11 protein-coding genes are annotated in these 17297 nt (G+C 45.3%); 1 reads left to right on the top strand and 10 read right to left on the bottom strand.

Translation table 11 applies throughout. The features are described from left to right. Positions 1-149: 149 nt before the first annotated feature. From NL626_RS13300 to hrpB, 10 genes are all read right to left on the bottom strand, one after another. The gene (locus NL626_RS13300; protein ID WP_005380055.1) at positions 150-1181 is read right to left on the bottom strand and encodes an ABC transporter ATP-binding protein; all 1032 of its coding nucleotides are present in this window, start codon (positions 1179-1181) and stop codon (positions 150-152) included. After that, positions 1181-2806: an iron ABC transporter permease gene (locus tag NL626_RS13295; protein WP_154205054.1), complete on the bottom strand. Its 1626-nt coding sequence runs from the start codon at positions 2804-2806 to the stop codon at positions 1181-1183. Before NL626_RS13295 ends, NL626_RS13300 begins: the two co-directional genes overlap by 1 nt. Before the next feature lie 99 nt (positions 2807-2905). Continuing rightward, positions 2906-3919: a Fe(3+) ABC transporter substrate-binding protein gene (locus tag NL626_RS13290; RefSeq protein ID WP_005386566.1), complete on the bottom strand. Its 1014-nt coding sequence runs from the start codon at positions 3917-3919 to the stop codon at positions 2906-2908. Positions 3920-4071: 152 nt separating this feature from the next. Next, the gene (locus NL626_RS13285; RefSeq protein WP_253657434.1) at positions 4072-5301 is read right to left on the bottom strand and encodes an ammonium transporter; all 1230 of its coding nucleotides are present in this window, start codon (positions 5299-5301) and stop codon (positions 4072-4074) included. A 27-nt stretch (positions 5302-5328) separates the two neighbouring features. Further along, on the bottom strand, positions 5329-5667 hold the full coding sequence (locus NL626_RS13280; protein WP_005386570.1) for a P-II family nitrogen regulator: 339 nt from the start codon (positions 5665-5667) through the stop codon (positions 5329-5331). Between the two features lie 188 nt (positions 5668-5855). Continuing rightward, entirely contained in the window at positions 5856-6224 is a 369-nt protein-coding gene (locus NL626_RS13275; protein ID WP_064368753.1) for a YacL family protein, read from the bottom strand. A gap of 99 nt (positions 6225-6323) precedes the next feature. Then, entirely contained in the window at positions 6324-8921 is a 2598-nt protein-coding gene (acnB, locus tag NL626_RS13270; protein WP_005380009.1) for a bifunctional aconitate hydratase 2/2-methylisocitrate dehydratase, read from the bottom strand. Between the two features lie 268 nt (positions 8922-9189). Beyond that, positions 9190-11520: a patatin-like phospholipase family protein gene (locus NL626_RS13265; protein WP_253657433.1), complete on the bottom strand. Its 2331-nt coding sequence runs from the start codon at positions 11518-11520 to the stop codon at positions 9190-9192. 122 nt (positions 11521-11642) lie between these two features. After that, complete coding sequence (mrcB, locus tag NL626_RS13260) at positions 11643-14015, bottom strand: penicillin-binding protein 1B (protein WP_005380020.1); 2373 nt, start codon at positions 14013-14015, stop codon at positions 11643-11645. Next, a complete protein-coding gene (gene hrpB / locus NL626_RS13255) occupies positions 14008-16476 on the bottom strand; it encodes an ATP-dependent helicase HrpB (protein ID WP_253657432.1) in 2469 nt (822 codons plus the stop codon). Before hrpB ends, mrcB begins: the two co-directional genes overlap by 8 nt. 66 nt (positions 16477-16542) lie before the next feature. On the opposite strand from hrpB, the gene sfsA reads away from it, so the two are divergent. Beyond that, positions 16543-17259: a DNA/RNA nuclease SfsA gene (gene sfsA, locus NL626_RS13250; RefSeq protein ID WP_017635909.1), complete on the top strand. Its 717-nt coding sequence runs from the start codon at positions 16543-16545 to the stop codon at positions 17257-17259. Positions 17260-17297: the final 38 nt, after the last annotated feature.

Here is a 17297-nt window from a genome sequence, read left to right as displayed (position 1 = left end):
TGTGCCCGCTTCGCGCACTATGATGAGAGTCAACGCTGTCTGAAAAGGCGCTCATCAACAGGAGAAGAGCACTTGCCCGGCTCCACAGCCGGGCTTTTTTATTGTATGTTGGAAAGTCGTAAACGAGATAGCAAAGATACTCAGGAGCGTTAAGCAAATGCCAGGACGCCTTGCGTTTCAATTTTCACCGCGACGGACTCACCTATATTTAATGCTTGCGAAGCTGTAGCTAACAAACGATCACCATTCGCGTTAATCACATAACGGCAGTGATCACCCATAAAATGCTGTTCCAATACGGTTACCGAACTATCTTCATCGGATTGAATTTGCACATGCTGCGGTCTTAGCAGTAAAGAGCACTCCGCCTGTACTGGAATATCTTGTTGAGCCGTGGCTTCAACCACGCCCAAGTGGGTTTCATATTCTGAATTCGAAACCCGTTTAGCAGCAAGGTAACTGCCACCACCTAAGAAATCAGCGACAAATTTACTTGAAGGCTGGTAGTAAAGTTCAGATGCTGTGCCATATTGCTCGATGACTCCATTGTTCATCACTGCCATTTTATCGGCGAAAGCAAAAGCCTCTTCACGGCTATGCGTAACAAAAATGGCAGTCACGCCTTGCGCCTTAAAAATCTTACGGATCTCACTTATCAACTCATGGCGAACTTGCGTATCAATATTAGAAAACGGTTCATCAAGTAACAATAAGTCTGGGCTGTAAGCTAATGAGCGAGCAATCGCAACACGCTGCTGCTGTCCACCAGACAATTGATGAGGATAACGATCGCCATAACCTTGAAGATGCACGAGTTCTAACATCTCTTGAACTTTGGCATTTTTCTCTTTTGTCGAGCACTGCTTTAAGCCAAAGGCAATGTTTTGCTCCACCGTCAAGTGAGGAAAAAGTGCGTAATCTTGGAAAATCATCCCGATATTACGCTGTTCTGGCGGCAACCAGTTTTCCCCATCATCAATTGTGACGCAATTTAGACTCATTTCGCCTGACGTTAACGGCAATAATCCCGCAACGGCCTTTAATAGTGTTGTTTTCCCACAGCCACTGGCTCCTAGCAAACAGACAATCTGCCCTTGTTCTACCTCAAGAGACAATGATTCGAGTACAGTTTGATCGTCATATTGGCACGTTAGGTTTTTAATTGATAATGCACAGCTCATCAGTGATTTTGCTCCAGTGAACGGTTAACAACAACAAGCGGGATCAACCCAACAAGAACCAACAGAACCGCTGGCAAAGCGGCCAATTCTAAATGCTCATCCGAGGCGAAGTTATAAACGTATGTGGCTAGTGTTTCAAAGTTAAACGGACGAAGTAACAAAGCCGCATTAAGCTCTTTCATCGACTCGATAAACACTAATAAAGCCGCAATCAGTGCACCGCGCTTAACCAGCGGAAAGTGCACGCGCCACAGCATGGCATTGGGCTTACAACCCATAGTGCGCGATGCCATATCTAACGACGGAGAAATTTTATTTAAATTACTTTCGATACTACCAATCGCTACCGCGGAAAAGCGCACAACCATCGCGAAAATCAGAGCAAACATAGATCCTGAGAAGATCAGTCCCGGTCTACCCCACTCCATCGCTTTAGCAATATCGTTGACACGATGATCCATAAACAGCACAGCGACCATCACACCGATGGCTAGTACCGTTCCTGGTACTGCATAGCCCATAGAAGAAAGACGCATAAATGCCAAGCTTTCTCGTTTACCACTGACTCGATGGGTAAAGTTAACGATCAGTGCGACAGCAACACCAATAATCGCAGCAATAACAGACACAACTAAGCTATTCCATGCGTATTCACGAAACTCTGAGGTCCAACTCTGCGCAAAATAAGTGATCGCATAATCAATCAGCTGTAGTAGCGGCAAAATAAAAGCGACTGAAACCAAGCCCCAACACCAAACCAGTGCGGTCCACTTTTTCCAGCCCGTCAACTCGTAACGAAAATCTTCGTGACTGTTAAATTGGCTTTGAAAAAGCTTTTGTTTACGGCGGCTGTATCGTTCGGCACTAAGAAGCAGTACTACAATGACGAGCATCATGGCAGAAATCTTGGCTGCCGCATTAAGATTAGAGTACCCCAACCAAGTATCGTAGACCGCTGTGGTTAACGTATTCACCGCGAAGTAACTTACCGTACCAAAGTCACCGATGGTCTCCATTGCGACCAATGATAAACCCACTGCGATAGAGGGTCTTACTAACGGCATCGAGATGCGCCAAAAGCTTTCCCATGGAGAGCACTTGAGCAAACGCGCGCTTTGCAATAAAGATACATTTTGCTCCATAAACGCAGCCCGGCACAATAAATACACGTAAGGATACAACACCAAAGCCAACACAAAGGTCGCACCAGGCAACGTACGAATGTCAGGGAACCAATACTCGCCAGGTCCCCATCCGGTTACATCACGCAAAAAGATCTGAATCGGGCCTGCAAAATCAAACCAATCAGTAAAAATATAACCAATGATATAACCTGGCATTGCAAGAGGTAGCACCAATGCCCACTGCAACCATTTTTCGGTCGGCAGTTTACACATGGCCATTATCCAAGCGCTTGGAATACCAAGAATTAAGGACAGCACCATTACGCCAACAGTTAGCGCAACCGTGTTAAAAATATAAGTCGGCATGACCGTTGCCATTAAATGAGCAAACAAATCATCCGTTTCACCAATTGCGGTGTAGAAGATCGCTAAGATCGGCAAAACCAGTAGCAGAGTTATTACCCCACTACTGGTTTTCCATAAAGAGTGTTTATCTTTCATCGCCTAATTACTGCAAGGCTGTATGAAATACAAATGCTGTTGCAAATACATCTCATATCCTTTAATCAAATGGGGGTACTGTTATACCCCCACAAGGAATTAAAGGTCAAATTTCACTTCATCTAATAGCTTAATTGCCGCTTCGTGGTTGGCTGCAATATCGTCTAGAGAAAGCTTGTCTGCTTTAAAGTCACCCCAAGATTCCACAAGCTCAGAACGCTTCACGCCTTCTTTAACTGGGTACTCGTAGTTAACTTCTGCGTACATTTGCTGCGCTTTGTCACCCGTTAGGAATTCCATTAGCTTCACAGCATTGTCTTTGTTTGGAGAGTACTTAGCCATCGCCATACCAGAGATATTCACGTGAGTGCCTGTAGTCTCTTGGTTAGGGAAGTTGATGTAAACTGCATCAGCCCAAGCTTTTTGCTCTTTGTCGTTAACCATTTTACCTAGGTAGTAGCTGTTACCTAGAGAAACATCACATAGGCCTTCTTTGATCGCTTTAACTTGTGCACGATCGTTGCCTTGTGGTTTGCGAGCAAGGTTTGCTTTCACGCCTTCTAACCACTCTTTGGTTTCTGCTTCGCCATTGTGAGCAATCATTGCTGAAACTAGAGAAACGTTGTACGGGTGCTTACCGCTACGAGTACAAATTTTACCTTTGAACTCTGGCTTAGCTAAGTCTGCGTAGTTGAAATCTGCGCCTAGTTTACCTACGCGATCACGTGATGAATAAACGCTACGAGAACGTAGAGTTAGAGCAAACCACTCATTCTCTTTATCTTGGTATTGAGCAGGTACGTTTTCTTCAATGATTTTGCTATCGACTTTCTGAACTAAACCTTTGTTTGTCAGTTCAGCTAGACGGCTGATGTCTGTCGTAAGAATAACGTCAGCAGGGCTGTACTCACCTTCTTGAGCTAGCTTTTCTGCTAAGCCTTTTTTAGCAAATTTTACGTTTACTTTGATACCAGTTTCTTTAGTGAACTCATTGAACATAGGTTCAACTAGGAAAGGTTGACGGTAAGAGTAGACGTTCACTTCTTCAGCAGCCATTGCTGTTGGAGCTAGAGTAGCGCAAGTTAGTGCTGAAAGAGTTAGCAGTTTTTTCATTGTTTAATCCTTTACCATGCTAATGATAACGTTTATCAGTTGCGTTATTATATGTATGTTCAATAAGAAGACAATGACGAATATTAAAAAACCTGCTCATCGGAGCAGGTTTTATTGTGTTAAGTGTGTAACCATTTATTACAAGCTAATGATTATTTCACCGTAACAAACTCTGGGTAAGCACCAACACCACAATCATGCATGTCCATACCTTCCATTTCTTCATCTTCTGTAACGCGAATCCCAACGGTCGCTTTCAAGATTGCCCACACAACTAGGCTAGCACCAAATACCCAAGCAAAGATAACTACGGCACCTAAAAGCTGTGCACCAAACGTTGCATCACCGTTGCTCAGTGGCACTACCATTAGGCCGAAGAAACCACACACACCGTGAACTGAGATAGCACCTACTGGATCGTCAATTTTAAGTTTATCTAGAGCAATGATACTGAATACTACTAGTGCACCCGACACCGCACCAATCGCAACCGCGTACAGTGGTGATGGCGATAGAGGGTCTGCAGTGATGGCAACCAAGCCAGCTAGCGCGCCATTGAGAATCATTGTTAAATCGGCTTTACCCCAAGTAGTTTTACAAACGAATAGCGCCGCAATTGCACCGGCAGCCGCTGCTGCGTTAGTGTTTAGAAAGATCTGACCAACCGCTGTAGCATTCTCAAAATCTGAAATCATCAACTGAGAGCCACCGTTAAATCCAAACCAGCCAAACCAAAGGATAAAAGTACCCAACGTTGCCAAAGGCATGTTAGAACCTGGAATCGGATAGATTTCACCATTTTTACCGTACTTACCCTTACGCGCGCCAAGCAGTAACACACCAGCAAGAGCAGCAGAAGCACCTGCCATATGTACGATACCAGACCCCGCAAAGTCACTAAATCCAGCTTCTGCTAGGAAGCCTCCACCCCATGTCCAGTAACCTTCCATTGGATAGATAAACGCAGTTAAAATCGCAGAGAAAATCAAGAAAGACCAAAGCTTCATGCGCTCAGCTACCGCACCAGAAACGACGGACATAGCAGTTGCAACGAAGACAACTTGGAAGAAGAAGTCAGACTCTAAAGAGTGGTCGGCCCCTTCACCTTGAGTACCAATTAGCGTACCAAATGAAGGTAACCAGCCTCCTTCTCCATTATCGACATACATGATGTTATAACCGACAATCAGAAACATCGTACATGCGATGGCGTACAAACAGATGTTCTTCGTAAGAATTTCTGTTGTGTTTTTAGAGCGCACAAGGCCAGCCTCTAGCATCGCAAAGCCTGCTGCCATCCACATTACCAACGCACCGGAAATGAGGAAGAAAAAGGTGTCAAGTGCGTAACGTAACTCGGTTACTGTTGTTGTTAATTCCATAATAAGTATCTCCAATCCTTTGAATTCTTAAAGTGCTTCTGCGTCCATTTCGCCAGTTCGGATACGCACCGCTTGGTTCAGATCGTAAACAAAAATTTTACCGTCGCCGATTTTTCCGGTTTGCGCAGCTTTTGTAATTGCTTCAACAACACGATCTACATTGTCTGCGTGAGTCGCGATTTCAATTTTCACCTTTGGTAGGAAATCAACTTGATACTCTGCACCGCGGTACAATTCCGTATGACCTTTTTGACGACCGAACCCTTTAACTTCTGATACTGTCATCCCTTCGATACCGACATCAGCCAATGCTTCTCGTACATCGTCTAATTTAAACGGCTTAATAATGGCATTGATTATTTTCATTGAGTTATCTCCGAAGCTTTCATCCTGAAACACTTCTTATAATCCAATCTACGTGCCAAGTTTTTAAGTCATTGAATAATAAAAGCTAACCTCAATTTACATATCTATAAACAAAAAGAGCGCACCATATCGGTGCGCCCTTTTCACAAATTTAAAGCAACGGCAGAGAAGTTACCCAAAACTGTGCATTAAATGTTCAAAAAGTCTTTCCATTGTTCGATAAGTGTCATGAAATCCTCTATCCCACAACTTGCTGTACTTTCTGCATTGTAGAAGTCGAACTCACTTTCCATCTCGACATCATATTCATGGGCTAATGCGTTTTCTTGTACAAGAACTTCGTCGCCCTGAATCATCAAGCTAATTTCCGTGCCTGTTAGGTTATGCTCCTGAGAAGGCGCTAAAAATGACTGCTCAATTAGCTTTTCAACTTGTGCAATCTTCATCGGATCTTTGCCAATTTCTTCTTGCAACCAGCGCCCTACAATCTCATGTCCCATGCTACATTTTACGTAGTACTCGCCCATCAACGTGTTACGAATGAATTCAAATTCCACCGAGATTGCCTATTTCGTATCAATTTGGTGCGAGTATAGCGAATTGCTCCCATAAAAAAAGCACCTCATGTGAGGTGCTTTTGAATTGTGCATTTCTGATTATGCCGGCTCTTGGAAGATCACTTCGTCCGCTTTCTTGGTGTATTGATCCATTTTATGGAAGTTCAAGTAGCGGTACGTATCCGTTGCCGTAGCGTCGATTTGCTTCGCGTATTCTAGGTATTCTTCTTTGGTTGGAATCTTACCTAGGATTGCACCTACTGCAGCTAGCTCAGCTGACGATAGGTAAACATTCGCCCCAGTACCCAGACGGTTCGGGAAGTTACGCGTTGAAGTCGACATTACTGTTGATTTATCTGCAACACGCGCTTGGTTACCCATACAAAGTGAACACCCTGGCGTTTCAATACGAACCCCTGCACGTCCGAAGATACCGTAGTAGCCTTCTTCAATCAGTTGGTCTTTATCCATCTTTGTTGGTGGCGCTACCCAAAGGCGCGTTGCTAACTGGCCATTGAACTTATCAAGCAATTTACCTGCTGCGCGGAAGTGACCGATGTTCGTCATACAAGAACCGATGAACACTTCATCAATCGCTGTGCCTTGTACTTCAGACAACAAACGAGCGTCATCTGGGTCATTCGGTGCACATAGTACTGGCTCATTGATTTCAGCCATATCGATTTCAATCACATGTGCGTATTCAGCGTCTTTATCTGCTTGCATCAACTCAGGGTTTGCTAGCCACTCTTGCATTGCAGTAATGCGGCGCTCGATAGTACGGCGATCACCGTAGCCTTCAGAGATCATCCACTTCAGCATCACGATGTTAGAGTTTAAGTACTCTTCGATCGACTCTTGAGACAATTTCACAGTACAACCTGCCGCCGAACGCTCTGCAGATGCATCAGAAAGCTCAAATGCTTGCTCAACCGTTAGCGTTTCTAGGCCTTCAATCTCAAGGATACGGCCAGAAAATTCGTTGATCTTGCCCGCTTTTTCTACCGTTAGTAGACCTTGCTGAATCGCGTAGTAAGGGATGGCATGAACAAGATCACGTAGTGTGATACCCGGTTGCATTTCACCTTTAAAACGAACCAAGATTGACTCTGGCATGTCTAGCGGCATAACGCCTGTCGCAGCTGCAAAGGCAACCAAGCCCGAGCCAGCTGGGAATGAAATACCCAGAGGGAAACGAGTATGTGAGTCACCACCCGTACCGACAGTATCCGGTAGTAGCATACGGTTTAGCCATGAGTGGATAATACCGTCACCAGGACGAAGAGATACACCTCCGCGGTTCATAATAAAGTCCGGAAGTGTATGGTGAGTGTTAACGTCTACTGGTTTTGGATAAGCCGATGTGTGACAGAAAGACTGCATGACAAGATCAGCAGAGAAGCCGAGACACGCCAAGTCTTTAAGTTCATCACGAGTCATAGGGCCAGTAGTATCTTGCGAGCCTACTGTCGTCATCTTCGGCTCACAGTAGGTTCCAGGACGGATGCCTTCTACGCCACATGCTTTACCAACCATTTTCTGTGCAAGCGTGTAACCCTTGCCAGAATCTGCGATTTCACCAGGTTTACGGAATACATCCGAAGGCTCAAGACCTAGCGATTGACGCGCTTTGTCTGTCAAACCACGACCGATGATCAATGGGATACGACCACCAGCACGAACTTCATCAATCAGTACTTCTGTTTTTAGCGAGAACTCAGCTAGAACCTCACCAGTTTCGTGGTTGCAAACTTTACCTTCATATGGGTAAACATCGATAACATCGCCCATGTTGAGCTTAGTTACGTCAACTTCAATTGGTAGTGCGCCAGCATCTTCCATTGTGTTAAAGAAGATAGGGGCAATTTTGCCACCAAGCACATACCCACCAGCTCGTTTGTTTGGAACGTAAGGGATATCATCACCCATAAACCAAAGCACTGAGTTGGTTGCCGATTTACGTGAAGAGCCAGTACCAACAACATCACCAACGTAAACCAATTGATGACCTTTGTCTTTTAACTCTTCAATTTGCTTGATCGGGCCAATAGTACCCGGTTGATCAGGGTTTATTCCTTCACGCTCGTTTTTAAGCATCGCCAGTGCGTGTACTGGGATATCAGGGCGAGACCAAGCGTCAGGTGCAGGTGAAAGGTCATCCGTGTTCGTTTCACCTGTTACTTTAAATACGGTTAGAGTGACTTTTTCTTCAAGCTTAGGCTTAGAAAGGAACCACTCAGCATCAGCCCATGATTGAAGTACTTTCTGTGCATGCGCATTGCCTGCTTTTGCTTTCTCTTCTACGTCGTAGAAAGCATCAAACATCAGCAGCGTATGAGACAGCGCTTTTACTGCGATCTCTGCCAGTGCTTCATCATCCAATAGCTCAACTAGCGGTTCGATGTTGTAACCACCTTGCATAGTGCCTAGCAGTTCAGCCGCTTTTTCACGACTCACTAATGGTGATTTAACTTCACCTTTTGCTACTGCTGTTAGGAAACCCGCTTTTACATAAGCAGCTTCATCAACACCTGGAGGGATACGATTTTCAAGTAGGTCAAGAATGACTTCTTCTTCACCTTGCGGGGGATTTTTCAGAAGTTCTACAAGTCCAGCAACTTGTTCTGCGTCTAGCGGTTTAGGAACAACTCCTTCAGCAGCACGCTCTTCGACGTGTTTACGGTAGGCTTCAAGCACGACTTTTTCCTCTCATTGCGGTTCCTCCTCTATTATTACTATTGTTAAAGTAAAGGAGTGAACATCCTTGGAAACTTGGCTCTCCATTGCCCTTGTTTTCATTCAATTATGATTGAGAAACAGCGCCGTAGAGGCCAAACTGTGGGCAAAATAATAGCAAATTTAACCTTAAATTAAAATCTTATCATTTTGACCAACATAGCAACTTACGACTAAAGTTCTGCTAATTTTGACCAAATATGCCAAGTTTTTGCTTTCTCATACCCGGTTAATTAAACGATGTTCCTACGATCAAATACACAGCATCCAAATCTTGCTCGGTACGACCGTATGCCAACATTATTGGTCCTATTGGTGAGTCAACACCAAAGAAGATGGAGCCAGCATTGTAAAGCGGCGCTTCGTTTAGTTTCAGATCATTATCAGACCAAACGCCGCCATATTCGACCGATGCGCCCAGGTAGACTGGAGCTTCAAACAATCCGAAATCATTATCAAACCACTTATATCGGTACACCAAACTGCTGAAAAATAAGTTCTGTCCGATCAGGCTATTTCTTGGGATTCCAGATAGGCTTAAAAAGCCGCCCAACTCTCTGGGATCAAGCGGTAAAGATGAGTTTTTACTCTCTACAAAACTATATTCAGCATGTCCGACTAAAGTATGACGCTGATGACTCACTGCACCTTTAAATCGTGCAGAGATTTCATAAACGGTATCTTCAATAATTTTGTCAGTTTCTAAAAGGCTAACGCCTTGAGGACTTTGATCATGAGACACTAAATATTCGAGATCGACTAAAAGCCCACGAGTCGGAAATGCGAAATCATCGAGTGTATCTAGGCGATAATTGGCAAACAGGCCACGACGTTCAAAATCCAATTTACCAGCAGAAGCCAAAGTAGAAAGCTCAATATCTCCGGTTGAGTAGCGAGCGCCAAATCGAAGTTCTTGCCACAATGTGGGTTGGATACCTATCGCTAACTCTGTTGTAAAATCATCGTAAGTGACCGGAAAAAAGTCATTTACTGACTCTAAATCTGGTGCTTGAGGCTCTGTTAAAGGTAAGTTTCGGCTCTCACTACCATAGGAAATTCGCCCCGATACAAAAAGTTCTTGGCTAGATAAAACAGGGGAATACAACTCAGCTTCAATCAGCTTATCCGTGCCCATTTCTACGTTGAACGCCAACTCCGCGCCATGAGAGTTTAAATTGGTAAAGTTGGTCGATATTCCTATGCCGTACTGGCTATCTGTATCGAAGTCATCTTCAAGAAAAAATCGGAAGTTGAGATAATTAGGCCCCCACGACTTCTCGTTAACATCAAAAACCAACAATGTCTCACCATCAACCTCTTCAAAGTGATAAGTGATGAGCTCGAACCGATCTAACGCGTAGAGGTTTTCAACGGCTTTCTCAATTTCGGCCGTTGAAATACGACGTCCGGTTTCTAATTCAATACGATTCGTCAACAACACATCGCTGTAGTGCGTGTTATTAACAATCACTATGTCATCAACCACACGCTGATCGCCATAAATCAAAGTTTTACGAACTTCTTGTTTGCGATCGATGTATTTTTGATAGTCCGCATTGGACAAGCGCAACCCTTTCAGCTTGTCTTTTAACTGCTTGGTAATATCGTACCCAGCTTGAAAAGCCCAAGGCATTTTGTCGAACTCGATAGTTTCCATGGTGCCCACATTGGGACGAATATAGATATCTTGAGATTCAAGCTCGTCCACTTGCTGTTGTGTACTACGACGAACGAGATAGTTAGAGAGTTGGTCCGCGACAGTAAACAGCCCCGTAAATTCATCTTCGGTTTTGTAGTCGGTGCTAATATCGACGGCAATAACGACATCAGCCCCCATGGCGCGAGCCACATCGACAGGCATGTTATTGACGACACCGCCATCGACAAGCATATGGCCATTGAGCTTATAGGGAGGAAGCGCTCCTGGTACAGACATGCTAGCCATCATGGCGTCCACAAGGTAACCATTGCCCAGTACGACTTCTTCTAGGGCAAGAATATCTGTCGCAACAGAACGATAGGGAATGGCAAGATCATCAAAAGAATCGAATCGCCCTAAGTTCCCTGTAGTCTCACGCAATACTCGCAACATGTTCTGGCCTTGCACCACACCCGTTGGTGCTCGTACCTCACCGAACCTTAAGCCGAGGTCGGTATTAATTTGATAGCGGTCTTCATACTCTTTGTCACGAACTCGACGTTGGCTACGGTCAACACGATCTCGATAACCGCTGCCCCAATCGACGGTGTAGATAAAACTCTCAATTTCATCAGCACTCATCCCCGTGGCATAGAGCCCACCCACATAGGCGCCCATACTGGTACCGGTCACAATATCGACAGGGATCTGCATTTCTTCCAATGCTTTTAAAACCCCAATGTGTGCCGCCCCTTTCGCTCCGCCACCAGCGAGCACAACCGCCACCTTTGGTCGAGGTTCCAAGTCATCCGTTTTTGTTAGAGAGTTTGCGAGGGAAACAGAAGGAGTGATCATCAAAAAGGTACTAACCCAAAGCGCAAAGTTGCGAACCGATGGGCTTGATAACAGCTTTTTGAACATTCACTTCTTCCTTTATTGAATATCTGATCAAGTAGGGCGTGCTAGCAGTACTGTACTAACACGCCCTAATATGTACTAAGAATTAATCAGATAAACAAGCTAATGTTGTTGATTTGGCGATGCTACCAATCAAATATGCTATTTAACCAGTTTGATTTCTTCTCACACTGTTGCTTTATCTGACCGGTTTTATCCCAAACCGGCAGTTTGTAATCACTACGGCAGTTCATTTCTAAACCTCCATCAGATGTAGGCTTGAACCCTAATGTGGTGATTTCTCTTGGCCATGGGAGCTCTAAACGCTCAGGAATACGCTGCTTCAAGTACTCTGCGTATACTCGTAATGCACCACTCGACCCCGTTAGATTCACGGGTTTATTATCGTCGCGGCCTAGCCAAATTGTCGTCACCTCACGACCATCAACACCGACAAACCAACTATCGCGGTTATCATTACTGGTACCCGTTTTTCCTGCCAATGCAGCCCAACCAAACTGGCTTTGTAAGAAGCGGCCAGTGCCTTGAGCAACCCCTTGTTTCATCGCGTAGGTCGTTAGCCATGCTGCTTGTTCATCCACGGCTCTTGATGAACGAGGCAAGGATTGATACAGCACATTACCTTCCATATCCATGACTGAGCGCAGAGCGGTCAGTTTTGCACGCTTACCTGAATTCGTCAGAGTCTGATACATCTGTGCGACTTCGAATGGCGTCAAAGAAAACGAACCCAAAAACATCGAAGGCACTGGGCGAATTTCGTCTTTGTTCACGCCCAAACGCTCTAAAGTATTGGAGACTTCAGGAATGCCAAGTGCCATACCTAAGCGCACGGTTGGTACGTTAAGTGATTTCGCTAAAGCAATGTAAAGTGGCACATCACCACGATATTTTCTATCGTAGTTGCGCGGCGTCCACACGTTACCTTTACTGCTCTTCAGACTTAACGGCGTGTCGTGTAGCGTCGTGCCTAGGTTGTATTTATCCGGTTGTTCTAGAGCCGTTAAGTAAATCGCTGGTTTCACTAAAGAACCAATTGGACGACTGGCATTGAGCGCGCGGTTAAAGCCTTCATAACCGACACGTTTACCACCAACCATCGCACGGATTTCACCACTATGGCGATCAACGGCCACAGCAGCGGCTTCTAACTCTTTACCACCCCGTTTAGCTAGTTCGGGGATCTTTTTCGCGATAGCTTGTTCCATTTTGCTTTGCGATACTGGGTCCAGAGACGTAAATACGCGCAGTCCGGTCTCTGCTTTAAATCGCTCCCCAACTTTTTCTTTTAATTCAATGCTCAATTGTTGGAAATAAGCTGGCTGACGGCTCGCAATACGTGGCTTGCTTTGCGTATCGAGTGGACGACTTACAGCTTGTTCATACTGCTCTGAAGTCAACATGTTTTGCTGCATTAACAGGCGCAGAACGAGATCACGACGCTCTTTCGTTCTCTCAGGGTAACGAATTGGGTTGTAGTAAGACGGTCCTTTTACCATCCCAACTAACATCGCCAGTTGATCGATTCGCAACTCTTGGATTGGCTGCCCAAAATAGTAACGCGACGCCAAGCCAAACCCGTGGATCGCTTCACCTCCACTTTGACCTAGGTACACTTCGTTTAGGTAGGCTTCTAAGATACGATCTTTGCTGTAACGGTAATCCAAAATTAGCGCGATATACGCTTCTCGAACTTTACGCCACAGTGTTTTATCACGAGTCAAAAACAGGTTTTTTGCCAATTGCTGAGTCAGCGTACTACCACCTTGAACAGTACGACCCGCCTTAATGTTCGCAACCAATGCACGTGCAATCGCGAGCGGTGACACCCCGTCATGTTGATAAAAATCCCGGTCTTCGGTCGCAAGCAGTGCATCCACCAAAATTTCAGGGAACTGATCACGACGTAAGAAAAGGCGCTGTTCATCACGGTCTTTTTCCAGCATGCCCAACATCTTCGGTTCTAGGCGCAAGTAACCAAGGTCTCCTCGAGATTCTAAAGACTGAATACGTTGCAAGCCGGAATCAGAGAAATGCAGCATAATGTGACGATCTGGCTCGGGACCATCGGCAAACTCGAATGGACGACGAATCAATTCAATCCGAGTGGAAGAAGAGGAATATTCGCCTGGGTAACGAGGTTGACTCACTTTACGGTAATTCAACACATCTAACTCGTTGCGCAGTTCTTGGATGGTGATATTCTCACCAGGGCTTAGATTCAAGATACGGGCATAAACCACCGTAGGCAGCTCAAACAGCTGACCTTCAAAGCGTTCTTTCACCACACTATCTAAGTAAATCCCAACAAACAGCAAAACAGCGGCAAGTGCAACGCCAGCTTTCCAGCTAAACGACCACAGAACTTTCAACCACGAACGTTTCTCGTTAGTCGGTTTTTTACTCGGCGTACGTCGAGTCTGTTTTGCGGTTCCTTTATTGGTTGTACTTTTCTTCGCTGGCGCTTTTTTCGCGCTAGGCTTCTTGCTGTCAGTCATTATTCAATTGTCTTTTTGTTTTCGTTGTTGCTACATGATTGGCAGGATCATCTGGCCAAACGTGTTTTGGGTAGCGCCCTTTCATCTCTTTTTGAACGTCTTTGTAGCTTCCGTTCCAGAAAGCCGCCAAGTCCGACGTTACTTGCAATGGACGTTGTGCCGGTGAAAGCAGTTCAAGCACCAAACGCTTGCGGCCAAGAGCCACCGTTGGGGAACCACTCTCCCCAAATACTTCTTGCATACGCACCGATAATATCGGCTCATGGTCATATTGGTAACGGATACGCTTCTTTGAACCTGTGGGCAGTTGGTAATGCTCAGGTAACCATTCATCCAGTTGTTGATTGAGTGGCCAACCTAATCGAGCATTAAGCGCTTCGACCAAGTTGATCTTGCTCAGGTCTTTAACCGAGCTGACAGACGTCATGTATGGTTCTAACCACTCCTCTAATGAATCCAGCAAACTGGCTTCATCAAACACTGGCCATGACTGCTCAGGTAACCATTCCACCGCACAACGAATCCGAGCCAACAAGCTCTCCGCTGCCGGTGTCCAGTTTAGACTCTGTAAGCCCTGGCGGCGGACATACGTGAGTAAAGCTTGTGTCATTTTTTCTTTGCCCGGGCTTGGCAACGGCTCGCGTTCAACGACCAGCAGACCGAGTTTTGTTTGTCGCTCAGCTATTAGACGGCCTCTTTTTTCATCCCAGTCCACTACTTCTTCAGACGAAAATAGCGTATCAAAGGTCGTTCGCAATATATTGACATCCAATTCACATGCCGAATGAATTTGACTTGAGTTAGAATGAGAACGCATTAAGTCAACGGCAACCAAATACTCACAGCCACCTAGCATGTCTTCCTGACGACATTCTGCACCATGACCATTAGCCAAAGTAAATCGCCCAAATTGATTTGTGCGCTGCTGCGCAATGCGATCTGGAAATGCCAAACTTAACACCAGCGGTAATGCATCTTCATCCACGCCTTTCAGGTCAAATACCGTATCCAATTTGTACGCTAGAGATTGAGCACGCTTGAACAACATCGACTTTTTTGGATGAGTACCAACAAGCCAACGATGCAAGCTATGAGCGATATTGGTAACACTCCTCTCTGGCTCTTCAATCAGTGCGACCGCCGCCAAAGCAGCATTTAACATCTTATCACTGTAAGATTGCGCTTTAATTAGCATCGCAGCCGCACGAGGCTCAACGCCTAGTTCATGCGCCTGTTTTCCTTCGGACGTTAATTGCCCTTTTTCCGTCAGTAGTCCCAATGACACCAATAGCTGCTTCGCTTGTTCCAATGACGCATTAGCTGGAACATCAAGCCACTTTAGATCGTGGATATCACTCGCTCCCCAAAAGGCAAGCTCCATAACTAAACTAGCCAAATCGGAATGCAAAATTTCGGGTTGGGGAACCAGCGGTTGCTGCTTGAACTGGCTTTCAGAATAAAGACGAACACAAATGCCCTCTTCTATTCGTCCCGCTCGTCCTGCACGCTGAATCGCTGAAGACTGTGCAATGCGTGTTTGCTCTAAGCGTGTTAAACCGTTTTTCAAATCAAAGCGGGCAACACGCTCTAACCCAGAATCAACGACGAGGCGAATGCCTTCAATCGTTAGTGAAGTTTCTGCAATGTTGGTCGCTAGAACGACTTTACGCTTACCTTGTTCTGCTGGCGTAATCGCTTTTTGTTGATCTGCAAAGCTCAGTTGACCATAAAGTGGGCATACGTCGATATCATCCGCTAAATGAGACAACCGCTCTTCAACTTGTTTTATGGCACCAACACCCGGTAGGAAAGCTAACAAAGATCCAGACTCTTTGTTCATAAGACTTTCTATTGTTTTTGCCATACTCGTAGGTAAATGCTCGTTCACACCTAACGGCTGGTAGCGCATTGCCACATCAAAGCTGCGCCCTTCAGATTCAATGTAACTGGCTTCTGGCAACAACGATTGTAATGCTTGTTGGTCAAGCGTTGCCGACATTACCACCAGCTTGAGATCGTCTCGCAATGCCTCTTGAACTTCTAAACTGAATGCCAAAGCGGTATCGGCATGAATGCTGCGTTCATGAAACTCATCAAAGATCAGTAGATCAACCCCATCCAGTTCAGGGTCAGTTTGGATCATCCTGGTCATGATCCCTTCGGTCACGATCTCCAGCTGCGTTGCAGAACTTACCTTTGCCTCGCCACGAACTCGATAACCCACGCGTTGACCAACTTGTTCTCCCAATTGCTCAGCAAGATAACGGGCAATGTTACGCGCCGCGAGTCGTCTTGGCTCAAGCATGATGATTTTTCCAGCAACCGAATGATTTAAGAGTAACTGCAAAGGGAAGTAAGTCGACTTACCGGCACCAGGCGCCGCTTTTAAGATCACTTGATGTTGATTTTTGACCGCCGTCAGCAACTCAGGCATCACGGCTTCAATCGGCAATTGTGACAAAGGAAATACCTTATGGTGTAATGGTGGCAACATTGTACATAAAAAATTTTTTGTCTAAATAAGCAAATGCATTTCACACCCGCTTTAGAGTCCGCCACTCTACTCAAACGTTATAAACGCTTTCTTGCCGATATCGAGCTCGATACTGGTGAAATCCGTACAATCCACTGCGCAAATACAGGTGCAATGACGGGTTGTGCAACGCCCGGAAACAAGGTTTGGTTTTCTACTTCCGACAACCCGAAACGAAAATACCCCAATAGTTGGGAGTTGAGTGAGACCGAACAAGGCCACCGTATTTGTATCAACACCGCGCGTGCCAATCAATTAGCCGTAGAGGCTATTGAAAATAATGTCATTTCAGAGCTTTGTGGTTATGACACACTTCAAACTGAGGTGAAATACGGCAATGAAAATAGCCGAATTGATATCTTGCTCAGCGCAGACGACAAGCCAAAGTGCTATATAGAAGTGAAAAGCGTCACTCTTCTTGATGAGACCGACTCTACTGGACAAGGATACTTCCCAGATGCGGTCACGACTCGGGGACAAAAACACCTGAGAGAGCTCACAGAAATGGCACAAAATGGAAGTAGAGCCATACTTTTATTCACTGTTTTACATTCAGGTATTGAAAAAGTATCCGCGGCGCACCATATAGACGCGAAATATTCACTATTACTCAAACAAGCACAAGACGCTGGAGTGGAAGTTCTCTGCTACAAAGCTGAACTGAGCGATACTGGAATGAAGCTGATTTCCGCTATTGATTTTATCAATTAAGAGAAAAAATGATGTCGTCTTCACATTGACGATAACTT

Source organism: Vibrio sp. Y58_MX_L22, assembly GCF_024181865.1.
Taxonomy (GTDB): domain Bacteria; phylum Pseudomonadota; class Gammaproteobacteria; order Enterobacterales; family Vibrionaceae; genus Vibrio; species Vibrio alginolyticus.
The sequence above is the reverse complement of the archived record's forward strand: the minus strand, read 5'-3'. Positions and strand labels throughout refer to the sequence as shown.

What these genes read in the sequence shown, in the direction of transcription:
- mrcB (WP_005380020.1), bottom strand. Translation starts at nt 14,015, where the DNA reads ATGACTGACAGCAAGAAGCCTAGCGCGAAAAAAGCGCCAGCGAAGAAA.
- NL626_RS13280 (WP_005386570.1), bottom strand. Translation starts at nt 5,667, where the DNA reads ATGAAAATAATCAATGCCATTATTAAGCCGTTTAAATTAGACGATGTA.
- NL626_RS13285 (WP_253657434.1), bottom strand. Translation starts at nt 5,301, where the DNA reads ATGGAATTAACAACAACAGTAACCGAGTTACGTTACGCACTTGACACC.
- sfsA (WP_017635909.1), top strand. Translation starts at nt 16,543, where the DNA reads ATGCATTTCACACCCGCTTTAGAGTCCGCCACTCTACTCAAACGTTAT.
- NL626_RS13265 (WP_253657433.1), bottom strand. Translation starts at nt 11,520, where the DNA reads ATGTTCAAAAAGCTGTTATCAAGCCCATCGGTTCGCAACTTTGCGCTT.
- NL626_RS13295 (WP_154205054.1), bottom strand. Translation starts at nt 2,806, where the DNA reads ATGAAAGATAAACACTCTTTATGGAAAACCAGTAGTGGGGTAATAACT.
- NL626_RS13290 (WP_005386566.1), bottom strand. Translation starts at nt 3,919, where the DNA reads ATGAAAAAACTGCTAACTCTTTCAGCACTAACTTGCGCTACTCTAGCT.
- NL626_RS13300 (WP_005380055.1), bottom strand. Translation starts at nt 1,181, where the DNA reads ATGAGCTGTGCATTATCAATTAAAAACCTAACGTGCCAATATGACGAT.